Source organism: Streptomyces sp. NPDC005728 (genome assembly GCF_040630895.1).
GTDB lineage: Bacteria > Actinomycetota > Actinomycetes > Streptomycetales > Streptomycetaceae > Streptomyces.
The window spans coordinates 22816-37393 of sequence record NZ_JBEXYL010000078.1; the positions used below are offsets into that span (position 1 = coordinate 22816).

The 14578-nt window shown below is 71.2% G+C and carries 14 protein-coding genes and 1 tRNA gene; 11 read left to right on the forward strand and 4 right to left on the reverse strand.

Annotation, left to right across the window (positions count from 1 at the left end; all coding sequences use genetic code 11):
• Positions 1-51 precede the first annotated feature (51 nt).
• The 3 genes from cysS (at position 52) to ABZ471_RS36035 (ending at position 4293) form a co-directional block, all read left to right on the forward strand.
• Positions 52-1455, forward strand: coding sequence for a cysteine--tRNA ligase (cysS, locus tag ABZ471_RS36025; protein WP_359072524.1), 1404 nt, complete (start codon positions 52-54; stop codon positions 1453-1455).
• An 88-nt stretch (positions 1456-1543) separates the two neighbouring features.
• A complete protein-coding gene (rlmB, locus tag ABZ471_RS36030; RefSeq protein ID WP_359072526.1) occupies positions 1544-2485 on the forward strand; it encodes a 23S rRNA (guanosine(2251)-2'-O)-methyltransferase RlmB in 942 nt (313 codons plus the stop codon).
• 128 nt (positions 2486-2613) lie between these two features.
• Positions 2614-4293: a DoxX family membrane protein gene (locus ABZ471_RS36035; RefSeq protein ID WP_359072528.1), complete on the forward strand. Its 1680-nt coding sequence runs from the start codon at positions 2614-2616 to the stop codon at positions 4291-4293.
• A gap of 111 nt (positions 4294-4404) precedes the next feature.
• Here ABZ471_RS36035 and ABZ471_RS36040 read toward each other — a convergent pair whose 3' ends face one another.
• The 3 genes from ABZ471_RS36040 to ugpC form a co-directional block, all read right to left on the reverse strand.
• Positions 4405-5136 carry a nucleotidyltransferase family protein gene (locus ABZ471_RS36040; RefSeq protein ID WP_359072530.1) on the reverse strand — a complete coding sequence of 244 codons (732 nt, stop codon included), beginning with the start codon at positions 5134-5136 and terminating at the stop codon, positions 4405-4407.
• An 86-nt stretch (positions 5137-5222) separates the two neighbouring features.
• Positions 5223-5684: a hypothetical protein gene (locus ABZ471_RS36045; protein ID WP_359072532.1), complete on the reverse strand. Its 462-nt coding sequence runs from the start codon at positions 5682-5684 to the stop codon at positions 5223-5225.
• A 275-nt stretch (positions 5685-5959) separates the two neighbouring features.
• The gene (gene ugpC, locus ABZ471_RS36050) at positions 5960-7096 is read right to left on the reverse strand and encodes a sn-glycerol-3-phosphate ABC transporter ATP-binding protein UgpC (RefSeq protein ID WP_359072534.1); all 1137 of its coding nucleotides are present in this window, start codon (positions 7094-7096) and stop codon (positions 5960-5962) included.
• A 206-nt stretch (positions 7097-7302) separates the two neighbouring features.
• Between ugpC and ABZ471_RS36055 the strand changes: the two genes are divergently transcribed.
• A tRNA-Thr gene (locus tag ABZ471_RS36055) sits at positions 7303-7376 on the forward strand.
• A gap of 59 nt (positions 7377-7435) precedes the next feature.
• Here the strand turns inward: ABZ471_RS36055 and ABZ471_RS36060 are convergent.
• The gene (locus ABZ471_RS36060; RefSeq protein ID WP_359072536.1) at positions 7436-9076 is read right to left on the reverse strand and encodes an FAD-dependent monooxygenase; all 1641 of its coding nucleotides are present in this window, start codon (positions 9074-9076) and stop codon (positions 7436-7438) included.
• A 200-nt stretch (positions 9077-9276) separates the two neighbouring features.
• Between ABZ471_RS36060 and ABZ471_RS36065 the strand changes: the two genes are divergently transcribed.
• From ABZ471_RS36065 to ABZ471_RS36095, 7 genes are all read left to right on the forward strand, one after another.
• Positions 9277-10362 (forward strand): SchA/CurD-like domain-containing protein, encoded by a 1086-nt coding sequence (locus ABZ471_RS36065; protein WP_359072538.1) that lies wholly within the window; start codon positions 9277-9279, stop codon positions 10360-10362.
• An 87-nt stretch (positions 10363-10449) separates the two neighbouring features.
• A complete protein-coding gene (locus ABZ471_RS36070) occupies positions 10450-10896 on the forward strand; it encodes a cupin domain-containing protein (protein WP_359072554.1) in 447 nt (148 codons plus the stop codon).
• Positions 10893-12170 carry a beta-ketoacyl-[acyl-carrier-protein] synthase family protein gene (locus ABZ471_RS36075; protein ID WP_359072540.1) on the forward strand — a complete coding sequence of 426 codons (1278 nt, stop codon included), beginning with the start codon at positions 10893-10895 and terminating at the stop codon, positions 12168-12170. Before ABZ471_RS36070 ends, ABZ471_RS36075 begins: the two co-directional genes overlap by 4 nt.
• Entirely contained in the window at positions 12170-13417 is a 1248-nt protein-coding gene (locus ABZ471_RS36080; RefSeq protein ID WP_359072556.1) for a ketosynthase chain-length factor, read from the forward strand. Before ABZ471_RS36075 ends, ABZ471_RS36080 begins: the two co-directional genes overlap by 1 nt.
• 19 nt (positions 13418-13436) lie before the next feature.
• Positions 13437-13694 (forward strand): acyl carrier protein, encoded by a 258-nt coding sequence (locus ABZ471_RS36085; RefSeq protein ID WP_359072542.1) that lies wholly within the window; start codon positions 13437-13439, stop codon positions 13692-13694.
• Position 13695: 1 nt separating this feature from the next.
• On the forward strand, positions 13696-14175 hold the full coding sequence (locus tag ABZ471_RS36090; RefSeq protein WP_359072544.1) for an SRPBCC family protein: 480 nt from the start codon (positions 13696-13698) through the stop codon (positions 14173-14175).
• Between the two features lie 21 nt (positions 14176-14196).
• A complete protein-coding gene (locus ABZ471_RS36095; RefSeq protein ID WP_359072550.1) occupies positions 14197-14520 on the forward strand; it encodes a TcmI family type II polyketide cyclase in 324 nt (107 codons plus the stop codon).
• Positions 14521-14578 lie beyond the last annotated feature (58 nt).

Consider the following 14578-nt stretch of genomic DNA (forward strand, 5'->3'; position numbering starts at 1 on the left):
TTCCTGGACGGAAGGCGCATGGCACTGCCCGGCGCCCACTACCCTGGTGTGGTGACCATTCGCCTGTACGACACCAGCGCCCGGCAGATTCGTGACTTCACCCCGCTCGCGCCGGGTTGTGTCTCGATCTACCTGTGTGGCGCCACCGTGCAGGCGGCACCCCATATCGGGCACATCCGCTCGGGCCTCAACTTCGACATCATGCGCCGCTGGTTCGAGTACCGCGGCTATGACGTGACGTTCGTCAGGAACGTCACGGACATCGACGACAAGATCATCCGGAAGGCGGCCGACCAGAGCCGCCCCTGGTGGTCGATCGGGTACGAGAACGAGCGGGCCTTCAACGACGGCTACACCGCGCTCGGCTGCCTCCCGCCGACGTACGAGCCCCGCGCCACCGGCCATGTCACCGAGATGGTCGAGATGATGCGCGGACTCATCGAGCGCGGGCACGCCTATGAGGCGGACGGCAGCGTCTACTTCGACGTCCGCTCCTGGCCGTCCTATCTGGAGCTGTCCAGGCAGGACCTGGAGGAGCTGCGGCAGCCCGCCGAGGAGGGCATCACCGGCAAGCGGGACCCGCGTGACTTCGCCATGTGGAAGGCGGCCAAGCCGGGCGAGCCCGACTGGGAGACCCCGTGGGGACGCGGCCGCCCGGGCTGGCACCTGGAGTGCTCGGCCATGGCGCACAAGTACCTGGGCGCGGCCTTCGACATCCACGGCGGCGGGCTCGACCTGATCTTCCCGCACCACGAGAACGAGATCGCCCAGGCCAAGGCGTACGGCGACGACTTCGCCCAGTACTGGGTGCACAACGCCTGGGTCACCATGAGCGGCGAGAAGATGTCCAAGTCGCTGGGCAACTCGGTCCTCGTGGGCGAGATGGTCAAGCAGTGGCGCCCGATCGTGCTGCGCTACTACCTCGGCACCCCGCACTACCGCTCCACCATCGAGTACAGCCCGGACGCCCTGCGCGAGGCCGAGTCGGCGTTCGCGCGCATCGAGGGCTTCGCACAGCGCGTGGTGGAGCTGGCCGGGGGAGTCGTGGAGCCCTCCTCCGAGGTCCCGCCCGCCTTCGCCGAGGCGATGGACGACGACCTGGGCGTCCCGCAGGCGCTCGCCGTCGTGCACACCACGGTCCGGCAGGGCAACAGCGCGCTGGCCGCCGACGACAAGGAAGCCGCCGTCGCCCGGCTCGCCGAGGTGCGGGCCATGCTCGGCGTCCTCGGCCTCGACCCGCTGGACGCGCACTGGGCCGGCGAGGGCACCGACCGGGGAGAGGACCTGCACGGCGTGGTCGACAGCCTCGTACGGCTCGTCCTCGACCAGCGCGAGTCCGCCCGCGCCCGCAAAGACTGGGCCACCGCCGACGCCATCCGCGACCAGCTGGGCCAGGCCGGACTCGTCATCGAGGACGGCCCGCAGGGACCGCGCTGGACCCTCGGTCCGCGCTAGCCCCCGCTTGATCGATTGTGCCGCCCGGCCCTCCGGGCGGCACACTGCATAAGACGTACGTACGAAAGCTCACGAAGACAGGTAGGTCATGGCCGCGAACAACCGCCGCATGTCCGGCAAGAAGGGCGCGCAGGTCGGCAGTGGCGGCCAGCGGCGCAAGGGCCTGGAGGGCAAGGGCCCGACCCCGCCCGCCGAGATGCGCAAGGGACACAAGAAGAACCGCATCGCGGGCGCCAAGGCGAAGCAGGCCGTGCGCCGCCCCGTGCCGCGTGGCCGCGGCGGCAAGTCGCCCTCCGAGCTGGTCGTCGGCCGCAACCCGGTGGTCGAGGCGCTGCGCGAGGGCGTGCCTGCGAGCACCCTCTACGTCCAGCAGTTCATCGACAACGACGAGCGCGTCCGCGAGGCCCTCCAGCTCGCCGCCGAGCGCGGCGGCATCAACCTCATGGAGGCCCCGCGCCCCGAGCTGGACCGCATGACGAACGGCCTGAACCACCAGGGCCTGGTCCTGCAGGTCCCGCCGTACGAGTACGCGCACCCCGAGGACCTCACCAGCGCCGCCTACGACGGGGGCGAGGACCCGCTGATCGTCGCGCTCGACGGGGTCACCGACCCGCGCAACCTCGGCGCCGTCGTCCGCTCCGTCTCCGCCTTCGGCGGCCACGGCGTGGTCGTCCCCGAGCGCCGCTCGGCCGGCATGACCGCCGGCGCCTGGAAGACCTCCGCCGGTACGGCCGCCCGCACGCCGGTCGCCCGCGCCACCAACCTCACCCGGGCCCTGGAGGCCTACAAGAAGGCCGGCATCGCGGTCGTCGGCCTGGCCGCCGACGGCGAGGTCGAACTCGGCGAGCTGGAGGCCATCGGCGGCCCGGTCGTCATCGTGGTCGGCAGTGAGGGCAAGGGTCTGTCCCGGCTGGTCGGCGAGACCTGCGACTTCCGTGTGCGGATCCCGATGCCGGGCGGCGCGGAGTCCCTCAACGCCGGTGTGGCGGCGGGGATCGTGCTGTACGAGGCGGCGCGCAGGCGGAGCTGAACACCCGTCCGGAATCTCACCCGTGCGGGGTAATTCCGGCGCCCATATGGCGTTCCGGGCCGCTTTGACGCGGTCCGGACACATCCGCCCGGTGAAAGCAGTGTCCTAATTCCACGTCGCTCGGTTAGATGCGTGTGGACACCAGAACACCCCGCACACCCACGGGGGACCGCTCGTCGGGATACGACGACGCTCCCGCGCTGAGCATGGTGAAGGTGCCGAGCGATCCGGCGCAGGTCATCGTCAATCACCTCAGCTTCCGCGTGCAGCTGGGCACCTCGGCCAAGCGGACCCGATCCCTGCGGATCGCCCGGCACCTGAGCGCCACCCAGGACACCTCCCGCATGCCCCTCGCGGGCGGCGCGGGCCAGCCCGGCGCTGCCGCAGGCCGCCGACGCCCCGTCGTCTGGAGCGGCAGGTCCGCCCCCGACGACACCGGCGCCCACCGGCTGCTCCAGGCCGTGCGGGGCAGCAGCGTCCGCCACCCCGACGAGCCCGCCACCGAGGCCGGCGCCACCCAGGTCATCCCGCGCGTGGACACCGGGTACGGCGACGTCTACGACGACCTGGACCAGACGGTCGAGACGCCCGTCGTCGGCCACCAGCGCACCTCCTCCGACGACGGCACCCGCCTGTTGCCGCACATGCGCACGGGGGGCAGCGCCTACGACGAACCGCCCTACGACGAGTCGTCCTACGACGAACAGCCCTACGGCGACGACGAGTTCGAGGCGTACGACGACTACCCGGACGACCTCGCCGAAACCGACACCACCCCCTCGGCCAAGCGCCACGGCGACGACCCGGCTCGGCACGCCTACTACCCGGGCCGCCGCATGAACCTCGGCGTCGTCCTGCTCCCGCTCCGCGTCTTCCTCGGCTTCATCTCCCTCTACGCCGGCATGGGCAAGCTGTGCGACCCCGTCTACTTCGACGGCGGCAAGCGCGGCTCCATGGTCACGTGGCTCAACACCCTGCACCCGTGGGAAGTCGCCGAGCCGCTGCGCCAGTTCGCCCTCCACCACCCGGTCGGCTCCGGCCTGGTCATCGCCTTCCTCCAGGTGGTCGTGGGCGTCCTGACCGTCCTCGGCTGCTGGCAGCGCGTGGCCGCCGTGATCGGCGTCCTGCTCTCCGCCGCCCTGATCGTCACCGTCAGCTGGAAGACGGTCCCGGCCTACGACGCCCCCGACATCATCTACCTCGCCGCCTGGTCCCCGCTGATCATCGCCGGCGCCCCCGTCTACTCCGTCGACGGCCGCCTCGCCGGCAGCGCCTGGCGCCGGCTCGGCCCCCGCTCCGACATCTGGGAGCTGCGCAGCTTCGTCCTGCGCCGCGGCGCCCTCATCACGGCCGTCACGGTCGGTCTCACCCTGCTCGTCGGCTCTCTGCTGGGCGGCGCCGTGCGCGACTCCAGCCGCGTGGTCGTCCCCGGTCCGGGCGAGGCTCCGCGCAACAACCTGCCCGGTTCCCCGCTGGCCAAGGAGCCCGGCCAGCGGCACCGGAACACCCCGTCGGCCTCCAGCTCGCCCACCGGCGGTGCCACGGCCGGCGCGAGCCCCTCCGGGGCGGCTGCGACCCCGGGTGCGAGCCGCAGCGCCGGCGCCACCACCACGACGCCCAGCCAGACCCAGGGCACCTCGGGCCAGGTCCCGCCCCGCCAGTCCTCGCCGACGGGCGGTGTCCCGAGCACGACAGCGGGCCCGACCAGCACGGGCGGTGGCGCAGCGGGCGGCTCGTCCTCCGGCTCCGGCTCCGGTGGCAGCTCCACCTCCGGCGAGCCGGGCCTGGTGGGCGGCCTCCTGGGCTGACAGACCCCGGACGGGAGAGGGCCCTGCACCACACAAGGTGCAGGGCCCTTCTCCGTGCGGGGAAGCCGCGACGTTCTCCGTGCAGGCAAGCCGCAACGTTCCTGTGGACGGCTACCGTCCCAGAGCCGCCAGTTCCTTGGCAGCCTCGGTCAGATCCTTCGCCGTGTCGATAGCCCGCCAGTAGGCGCCCTGCGGAATGGGGAAACCCGCAAGCTTCCGCTCCCGGGCCAACCGGGGAAACGTCGTCCGCTCGTGATCCCCTCGCTCCGGCAGCAACGACCGGAACTCGGGCGAGAACACGTACACACCCGCGTTGATCTCGAACGTGGACGGCGGCGCCTCGATGAAGTCGGTGATGTGCCCGAACCCGTCGGTCTGCACCGCACCCCACGGAATCCGGGGCCGGGCCAGCGCCAGGGTCGCGAGAGCGTCCCGCTCCGTGTGGAAGTCGGCCATGTCCCGCAGGGAGAAGCGGGTCCAGATGTCGCCGTTGGTGGCGTACCAGGGCCGGTCGGGGTGGGGGAGATGCGCGGCGGCGTACTTGAGGCCACCGCCGCGGCCGAGGGGCTCCGTCTCCACGACGGTGGTGACGGACACGGGCAGGTCGGCCGAGTCCAGCCACTTCTGCAGGACCTCGGCGAGGTGGCCACAGGAGACCACCACGTCCGTCACACCCTCTTCGGCGAGCCAGACCAACTGGTGGCCGATGATCGGAGTGCCCGTGCCGGGGATCTCGACCATCGGCTTGGGCCGGTCGTCGGTGTAGGGGCGCAGCCGTGAGCCCTGGCCACCGGCCAGGACGACGGCTTGAGTGGGGCGCGACGCGGCGTTCGGATGGGTCATGCCCCGAACTGTACGTGGCGCCCCGGCCGGGGATTCCAACCGCAACAGGCTCCTTAAGGAGCCGTTACCCGGTTCCCCGTCACGGTTCAGCTGTGCGCCGCCAGGATGCCGCTGGCGAAGGCGGTGTCGCAGACCGGGCGGGCGAACGACTGCGCGCGCGGGGCGCCGTAGATGCGCACGGCGGCCCGGCCCAGGGCGCGGGCGATGGAGGAGCAGTGCTTCGCCAGCGAGGGCTGCTCGTCGACCGCCTGCTGGAGGTGGGTGAGGGCCACCCCCGGGTCCTTGTCCTGCAGCTCGGTCATCAGCTGGTCGCGGAGCACGTCCTGCGGGGCGCGGGAGACCGCCTTGGTGGAGGCCTCCGCCGAGGAGACGTCCGAGGCGGTGAGCACCGAGCTGGAGTGGCTCCCCGTCCAGTTGACCCGGGTGACCGCGAGGGTTCCCGAGAGCACCAGGACGACGGGCAGGACGAGGGCGAGAGTGCGGCCGATCCGGCGGGCAGGGCCGCCCCGATGGCCGCGTCGCGTCTGAGGGTTGGTGGAGTGCTTCACGCGTGTGAGGGTAGCGCCCGGTAATGATTTGGCGACATTTGGTCACCCTTATGGGGGATGAAGTACCGCATCTTTCTGGGTAAGGGGTTGACGGGCGGTGCCCGAAATGATCGCTGTGCCGGGTATTTCACGCAGCGAAAGGGGCCCCACGGCGTTCCGTGGGGCCCCTTTCGTCAACTTCGCGCATACGCGCAGCTCAGCCCGATCAGAGGGGCCCCACGGCGTTCCGTGGGGCCCCTTTCGTCAACTTCGCGCATACGCGCAGCTCAGCCCGATCAGTCGGTGAGCCGCTCGCCCGTGGAGGTCGAGAACACGTGGATCTCGCCCGGACGCGGCACCACGTGCAGGGTGGAGCCCTTCTCCGGGACCTGGCGTCCGTTGACGCGGACGACCAGGTCCTTGACCTCGCCGCCGACCTCGGCGGCGCCGTAGACGTAGCCGTCGGCGCCCAGCTCCTCGACCACGTTCACGGAGACGGCCAGGCCGGCCGGGGCGTCCTCGCTGTCCTTGGACAGGGACGCGGCGGCGCCCCCGCCCAGCTCGACCACGTCGAAGTGCTCGGGCCGGACACCCACGGTCACCGTGCGGTCGCCCCTGTCGGCGGCGGCCGTCAGGGCGTCCCGGTTGACCGGGACGACGCTGTTGCCGAACTTCACACCGCCGTCGGTGATCGGGACCTCGACCAGGTTCATGGCCGGGGAGCCGATGAAGCCGGCGACGAAGAGGTTCGCGGGCTTGTCGTACATGTTGCGCGGCGAGTCGACCTGCTGGAGGAGGCCGTCCTTGAGCACGGCCACCCGGTCGCCCATCGTCATGGCCTCGACCTGGTCGTGGGTGACGTAGACGGTGGTGATGCCGAGACGGCGCTGCAGGGACGCGATCTGCGTACGCGTCGACACACGGAGCTTGGCGTCCAGGTTGGACAGCGGCTCGTCCATGAGGAAGACCTGGGGCTCGCGGACGATCGCGCGGCCCATCGCGACACGCTGGCGCTGACCGCCGGAGAGCGCCTTCGGCTTGCGGTCCAGGTACTCGGTGAGGTCGAGGATCTTCGCGGCCTCCTCGACCTTCTGCCGGATCTCCGCCTTGTTGACGCCGGCGATCTTGAGCGCGAAGCCCATGTTGTCGGCGACCGTCATGTGCGGGTAGAGCGCGTAGTTCTGGAACACCATGGCGATGTCCCGGTCCTTGGGCGGCAGGTGCGTGACGTCGCGGTCACCGATGCGGATGGCGCCGCCGTTGACGTCCTCCAGGCCCGCGAGCATCCGCAGGGAGGTGGACTTTCCGCAGCCCGACGGGCCGACCAGGACGAGGAACTCGCCGTCCTCGATCGCGATCTCGAGACCGTCGACGGCGGGCTTGGTGGAACCCGGGTAGATCCGGGTCGCCTTGTCGAACGTGACAGTGGCCATGGTGAATGGGCCCCCTTCTACCGGCAGGAACGTGCCGGACGATCCGTTGTAGGAAGGTGGTTGGTGTAGTCCACGCGAGTGAACTGGCTCAGGACGGTACCTGGCGTTCACTCGTCTGTCAGTACTTGGGCGACTGTGAACTTCGCGGAAATTTTCGACGAGGGGCACCCCGGACCTGGGTACACTGCACGGGCGCGCAAGCGCACGCCTCCTTAGCTCAGCTGGTCAGAGCACCGCTCTTGTAAAGCGAAGGTCGTCGGTTCGAATCCGACAGGGGGCTCGGCAGGGCGAAGGCCACCCGCGTGCACGGTGCGGGTGGCCTTCCGTCGTCTGTGCAGGTCAGGTGGTGCGGAGTAGCGTCCTCAGGGCCTTTCGCAGGGTCGCCTCCGGGTCGGGTACGGCGCCGGGGGTCCGCCAGGCCACGAAGCCGTCCGGGCGGACCAGGACCGCGCCGTCGGCGGTGGTGCCGTGAGCCTCGGCCCAGTCGGTGTCGTCGGTGTCGTACATCAGGTCCGCGTCGGCGCCGGGGCCGATCCGGTACGCGTCGAGTCGTACGCCGTCCGCCTGCGCGACGCGGCGGGCCGCCTCGTGCCAGCCGGCGTCGTCCGGCGCGTCGCTGAGCAGGACCAGGGAGCGCTCGTACAGGTCGAGGGTGGACAGGCGCTGTCCGGCGCGGCGCAGCCAGAGGTGGGGGGCGCGGGTGCCGGGCTGTCCGGTCAGGTCCACGCCGTCGGGGACGACCGGCTGCTCGGGGTCGGTGCCGAGGGCGGCGCCGTGCGGGTAGCGGTAGCCGAGGACGACGTTGAGGATGCCGCCGCGCCTGCCGCCGCCGACGCCGGGGGCGGGGGCGAAGCCGGGGTGGCTGTGTTCGACGGAGCGGGCGGAGGCGCGGGCGCTGGTGGCGAGGGCGACCGGGCGGCGCTCGGTGTCGTAGGAGGAGAGGAGGCCGGGGCCGGCCCAGCCGTCGAGGACGGCGGCGAGTTTCCAGGCCAGGTTGTGGGCGTCCTGGATGCCCGTGTTGGAGCCGAAGGCGCCGGTCGGGGACATCTCGTGCGCGGAGTCGCCGGCGAGGAAGACCCTGTCGGACGTGTACCGGTCGGCGACCCGTTCGGCCGCTCGCCAGGACGCCTTTCCGGTGATTTCGACGTCGAGGTCGGGTACGCCGATGGCTCGGCTGATGTGGCTCCTGAGGCGTTCTTCGGTGAACTCTTCCAGCGTCTCGCCGTGCTCGGGGTGCCAGGGCGCGTGGAAGACCCAGCGTTCCTTGTTGTCGACGGGCAGCAGGGCGCCGTCGGCGTCCGGATGGGTGAGGTAGCAGCAGATGAAGTGCCGGTCGCCGACGATGTCGGCGAGCCCGGCGGAGCGGAAGGTGACGCTGACGTTCGCGAAGAGGTCGCCGGGGCCCGTCTGGCCGATGCCGAGCGCGCGCCGGACGGGGCTGCGGGGGCCGTCGGCCGCGACCAGGTAGTCCGCGCGGACGGTGTACCGCTCCTCGGTGGTGCGGTCCAGGACGGTGGCCGTCACTCCGTCGGCGTCCTGTGCGAAGGACTCCATCTGGTGGAAGTAGCGCAGGTCGCCGCCGAGTTCCCGAGCGCTGTCCAGGAGGACGGGTTCGAGGTCGTTCTGGCTGCACAGGCACCAGCTGGTGGGGCTGAACCGGGCGAGTCCGCCGCCCGGGTCGATGTGCCGGAACAGCCATTCGCCCGCATCACCCACGAGTGTGGGCGTCTGCAGGATGCCGTGGTTGTCGGCGAGGAGTGAGGCCGCCGCCCTGATGTCCGGCTCGATGCCGGCCACCCGGAACAGCTCCATCGTCCGCAGGTTGTTGCCGCGTCCGCGCGGGTGGATCGAGGTCCCGGAGTGCCGTTCGACGAGCATGTGCCGCACGCCGAGACGGCCCAGGAACACGGACATGGACAGGCCCACCAGAGAGCCGCCCACGATGAGGACGGGGACCCGGTGGTCGGCTTTTTGATGCATCGAAGCCTCCAGAGGCAGGGGTGCGCGTGTGGGGCGCCTGTGAGTTCTCATGCCCGGTGGCGCCCGCTCCGCGTGCCCAATCACCCGCGTGGTTCATACGAGTCGCGGGCTTGTGGGGACCGGCACAGGATCAAGGAACGCTGCCGTCGCGTCCCCAGCGGCGGGCGTCGCCTCTGCCCCGCGAAGGAGATGTGTACAGGATGACCACGACGTCTGAACGTCTTTCAGAAACGCTGACACGCGAGGTGTCGAAGCGTGTCTCCCAGTCCGTGTTCGACGGCTCCCGGCTCCGGGTCGTCCTCCTGGTGGACGTCTACGACGGCGCACAGCAGCAGTTCCTCGAGGCGTACGAGCAGCTGTGCAACCAGGTTGCGTCCGTGCCGGGCCATGTCAGCGACCAACTCTGCCAGTCCATCGAAAATCCGTCCCAATGGCTCATCACGAGTGAGTGGGAGAGTGCGCCGCCGTTCCTCACCTGGGTGAACAGCGAGGAGCACGTGCAGATGGTGCAGCCGCTGCACAGCTGTGTCCGGGACACCCGGTCGCTGCGGTTCCACGTGGTGCGCGAGACCGGCGGCGCCGCGCGGCAGGCCGCGTCGGGGGAGCGCCGGCTGCAGGCCCACCCGCGCATCGGCGACGGGGTGATCCGGCACGCGCTGACCTTCACGGTCAAGCCGGGCAGTGAGGAGAAGGTCGCGAAGATCCTCGCGGACTACTCCTCGCCGAACGCCCGGGTGGACGACAGCACGCGGCTGTGCCGGACCTCGCTGTTCCTGCACGGCAACCGGGTGGTGCGGGCCATCGAGGTGCGGGGCGACCTGCTCGCCGCGCTGCGGCACGTGGCCCGGCAGCCGGAGGTGCGGGCCGTCGAGGAGGCGATCAACCCGTATCTGGAGCAGGACCGCGACCTTGACGACCCGGAGTCGGCGCGGGTCTTCTTCACCCGGGCGGCGCTGCCTGCGGTGCATCACGTCAGCGTGCACGACGAGCCGGAGGGCATGCGGCAGGCCCTGTCCTACCCGGCCCGGAGCGGCTGCGGGATGCGGCTGGCCGAGCTGCTCGCCCAGGCCGACTCGGCGGCCGCGGAGGATCCCGCGAGCCCGATCCTGCGCAGCACGGTCTTCCAGCGTGACGACGTGGTCGTCCGGCTGGTCGACGTGCGCGGCGACCGGGACGTCGAGGTGCTGCCGCGGGACTCCCGCGCGGCCGCCGAGGTGCGTGAGCTGCTCGACGCCGAGGCCGCCCGTATGGACCTGATCACCGACCGCCGTTCGCCGGACGCCTGATCCGGCGGTCGGGTCCCCCACCGCCAAGTGCCGGCGCAGCACATCCAACCGGAGGAAACGTTGTCCATCAAACCCCGTCCGAAAATCGTGGACCTCAGTGAGGTCGAGCCCAACGTCCGGCGAGGTGGCGACCTGCGCGCCATGCTCACCCCTGCCACGGTCGGCTCCACCAGCGGCTTCATGGGTGTGGCCATCGTGCAGCCCGGTGACCGCATCGGCGAGCACTACCACCCCTACTCCGAGGAGTTCGTGTACGTCGTCTGCGGGCAGCTGGAGGTGGACCTGGACGGCGAGCCGCACACGCTCAGGCCCGAGCAGGGCCTGATGATCCCGGCCCACATGCGGCACCGTTTCCGCAACGTCGGCAAGGTGGAGGCGCGCATCGTCTTCCACCTGGGTCCGCTGGCCCCGCGGCCGCAGCTGGGCCATGTCGACACCGAGGAGACGGAGATCATCGGGGCCGCCGCGGTGCTCACCGAGCCCGCTCAGGCAGGTGCCGCGCAGGTGGCCGACCGGGGTCGGGTCCGGTCATGACCCGGCGCGTGGCGGTCACTGGTATAGGCATCGTTGCTCCGGGCGGCATCGGCGTACCGGCATTCTGGGATCTGCTTGCCGACGGCCGGACCGCGACGCGGGGCATAACCTTCTTCGACCCCTCGGGGCTCAGGTCGCAGATCGCCGCCGAGTGCGACTTCGACCCGGCGGCGCACGGCCTGGACGCGGATCAGGTCGACCGGGCGGACCGGTACATCCAGTTCGCCCTGGTCGCCGGGGAGGAGGCGGTCCGGGACTCGGGTCTCGACCTGGCCCGGGAGGATTCCTGGCGGGTCGGGGTCTCGCTGGGTACCGCGGTCGGCGGCACCACCCGCCTGGAGCACGACTACGTCCTGGTCAGCCACCGCGGGCAGCGCTGGGACGTCGACCACCGCGAGGCGGAGGCGCATCTGCACCGGGCGTTCTCGCCCAGCACGGTCGCCTCCGCGGTGGCGGAACGTTTCGGCGCGCAGGGTCCGGTGCAGACCGTCTCCACGGGCTGCACCTCGGGCCTGGACGCCGTCGGGTACGCCTTCCACACCGTCGAGGAGGGCCGGGCCGACATCTGCATAGCTGGCGCGTCGGACTCGCCGATCTCCCCGATCACCATGGCGTGCTTCGACGCGATCAAGGCGACGTCCCCGAACAACGACGATCCCGCACACGCCTCCCGGCCCTTCGACAACCACCGTGACGGATTCGTCATGGGCGAGGGCGGTGCGGTGCTCGTCCTGGAGGAGCTGGAACACGCGCGGGCCCGCGGCGCACACGTGTACTGCGAACTGGGCGGCTACGCCACCTTCGGCAACGCCTACCACATGACCGGCCTGACCAGCGAGGGCCTGGAAATGGCCCGGGCGATCGACACCGCACTCGACCACGCCCGGCTCGACCCCACGGCGATCGACTACGTCAACGCCCACGGCTCCGGCACCCGGCAGAACGACCGCCACGAGACGGCGGCCGTGAAGCGGGCGCTCGGCCACCACGCCTACGACACCCCCATGAGCTCCATCAAGTCGATGGTGGGGCACTCCCTCGGGGCGATCGGGGCGATCGAGGTGGTCGCCTGTGTGCTGGCGCTGGCCAAGCAGGTCGTACCCCCGACCGCGAACTACGAGACCCCCGACCCCGAGTGCGACCTGGACTACGTCCCGCGCGTCGCCCGCGAACGGAAGCTGACCAGCGTCCTGTCCGTGGGCAGCGGGTTCGGGGGGTTCCAGTCCGCGGTGGTCCTGACCCGGACGAGGGACCGGACGAGGGAGAGGACATGATGAGCGAACCTCATGACCGACGCGCGGCCGTCACCGGCATCGGGGTGGTCGCGCCCAACGGGACCAGCACCGACACCTTCTGGAAGGCCGTCCAGGAAGGACTCAGCGTCCTCGACCGGGTCACCCGCGAGGGCTGTGAGCACCTTCCGCTGAAGGTCGCCGGCGAGGTCCGCGCCTTCGATCCGGCGGTGACCATCGAGGAGCGGTTCCTCGTCCAGACCGACCGGTTCACGCACTTCGCCATGGCCGCGGCCGACTTCGCGCTGGAGGACGCCCGGCTCGGGCAGGCCGACACCTCCGGGGAGCCCTACTCCATCGGCGTGGTGACCGCCGCCGGGTCCGGCGGCGGCGAGTTCGGCCAGCGCGAGCTGCAGCGGCTGTGGGGCAAGGGCAGCCGGTTCGTCGGCCCGTACCAGTCCATCGCCTGGTTCTACGCCGCGAGCACCGGCCAGATCTCCATCCGCCGCGGGTTCAAGGGCCCCTGCTCGGTCGTCGCCTCCGACGAGGCCGGCGGTCTCGACGCCCTCGCGCACGCGGCACGGGCGGTGCGGCGCGGCACCGACGTCATCGTGGCCGGCTCCACCGAGGCGCCGCTGGCGCCGTACTCGGCGGTCTGCCAGCTCGGTTACGAGGAGCTGAGCACCGAGGCCGACCCGTCCCGCGCCTACCGGCCGTTCACGGAGTCCGCGTGCGGGTTCGTGCCGTCCGAGGGCGGCGCCATGCTGGTGGTCGAGGCGGAGACGTCCGCCCGCGAGCGTGGCGCGGACGTCCGGGCCTTCGTCGCCGGGCACGCGGCCACCTTCACCGGCGCCTCCCGCTGGGCCGAGTCCCGGGAGGGCCTCGCCCACGCCATCCGGCAGGCCCTGGACGAGGCCGGCTGTGCTCCCGAGGAGGTCGACGTCGTCTTCGCCGACGCCCTCGGGGTGCCGGAGGCGGACCGGGCCGAGGCACTCGCGCTCGCCGACGCCCTCGGCGCGCACGGCACCCGGGTGCCGGTCACGGCGCCGAAGACCGGTATCGGGCGGGGCTACTGCGCGGCACCCGTGCTGGACACCGCCGCGGCCGTGCTCGCGATGGAGCACGGACTGATCCCGCCCACCCCGAACGTCTTCGACGTCTGCCACGACCTCGACCTCGTGACCGGGCGCGCCCGTGTCGCCGAGCTGCGGACGGCGCTGGTGCTGAGCCGCGGACTCATGGGGTCGAACGCGGCGCTGGTGCTCCGGCACGGCGCCGTCACCGCCTAGCAGTACTGGAGGTAATCGCATGTCCGCACAGATCACCGTGGAAGAACTGGCCGCGCTGATGAAGCAGGCCGCCGGGGTCACCGTCGACCCGGAATCGCTGCTGGAGCAGGGCGAGGCCGGCTTCGACGCCCTCGGTGTCGACTCGCTCGGCCTGCTCGGCATCGTCGGCGAACTGGAGAACCGGCACGGCACCCCGATGCCGCCCGACGCGGAGCGCTGCAAGACGCCCCGGCAGTTCCTCGACCTCGTCAACAGCACTCTGATGGCAGGAGCCTGAGATGGCAGGACACACGCAGAACGAGATCACCATCGCCGCGCCGCTGGACCTGGTCTGGGACATGACCAACGACCTGGAGCGCTGGCCCCAGCTGTTCAGCGAGTACGCGTCCGTCGAGGTCCTCTCCCGGCACGGGGAGAAGACGACGTTCCGGCTGACCATGCACCCGGACGACAACGGCACCGTCTGGAGCTGGGTCTCCGAGCGCGAGCCCGACCGCGACACCCTCACCGTGAAGGCCCGCCGCGTCGAGACCGGCCCCTTCGCCCACATGGACATCCACTGGCAGTACGAGGAAGTGCCCGCCGGCGTCCGGATGGTGTGGACGCAGGACTTCGCGATGAAGCCCGAGGCCCCGGTCGACGACGCGTGGATGACCGACAACATCAACCGGAACTCCAAGGTCCAGCTGGCCCTCATCCGGGACAAGATCGAGAAGGCCGCCGCCGGACACCGGCCCGCCCCGGCCCTGGCCGACTGAACCGACCAAGGAGCACGTCCCATGCACCAGGCCCTGATCGTCGCCCGGATGGCCCCGGGCTCCGCCCCGGACATCGCCAAGGTGTTCGCGGAGTCCGACCGCGGAGAGCTGCCCCACCTCGTCGGTGTCGCGCGGCGCAGCCTCTTCCAGTTCGGCGATGTGTACATGCACCTCATCGAGTCCGAGCGCGAGCCGGGACCGGCCATCGCCAAGGTGACCTCCCACCCCGAGTTCCGTGACGTCAGCGAGCGCCTGCAGGCGTACGTCAGCGCGTACGACCCGGAGACCTGGAGGTCCCCCAAGGACGCGATGGCACACCGCTTCTACGTCTGGGAGCGCGACTGAGCCGTACGGTCCCGCCGAACGGCCACCGGCCGCCGGGCCCCGGTGTCACGGGGCCCGG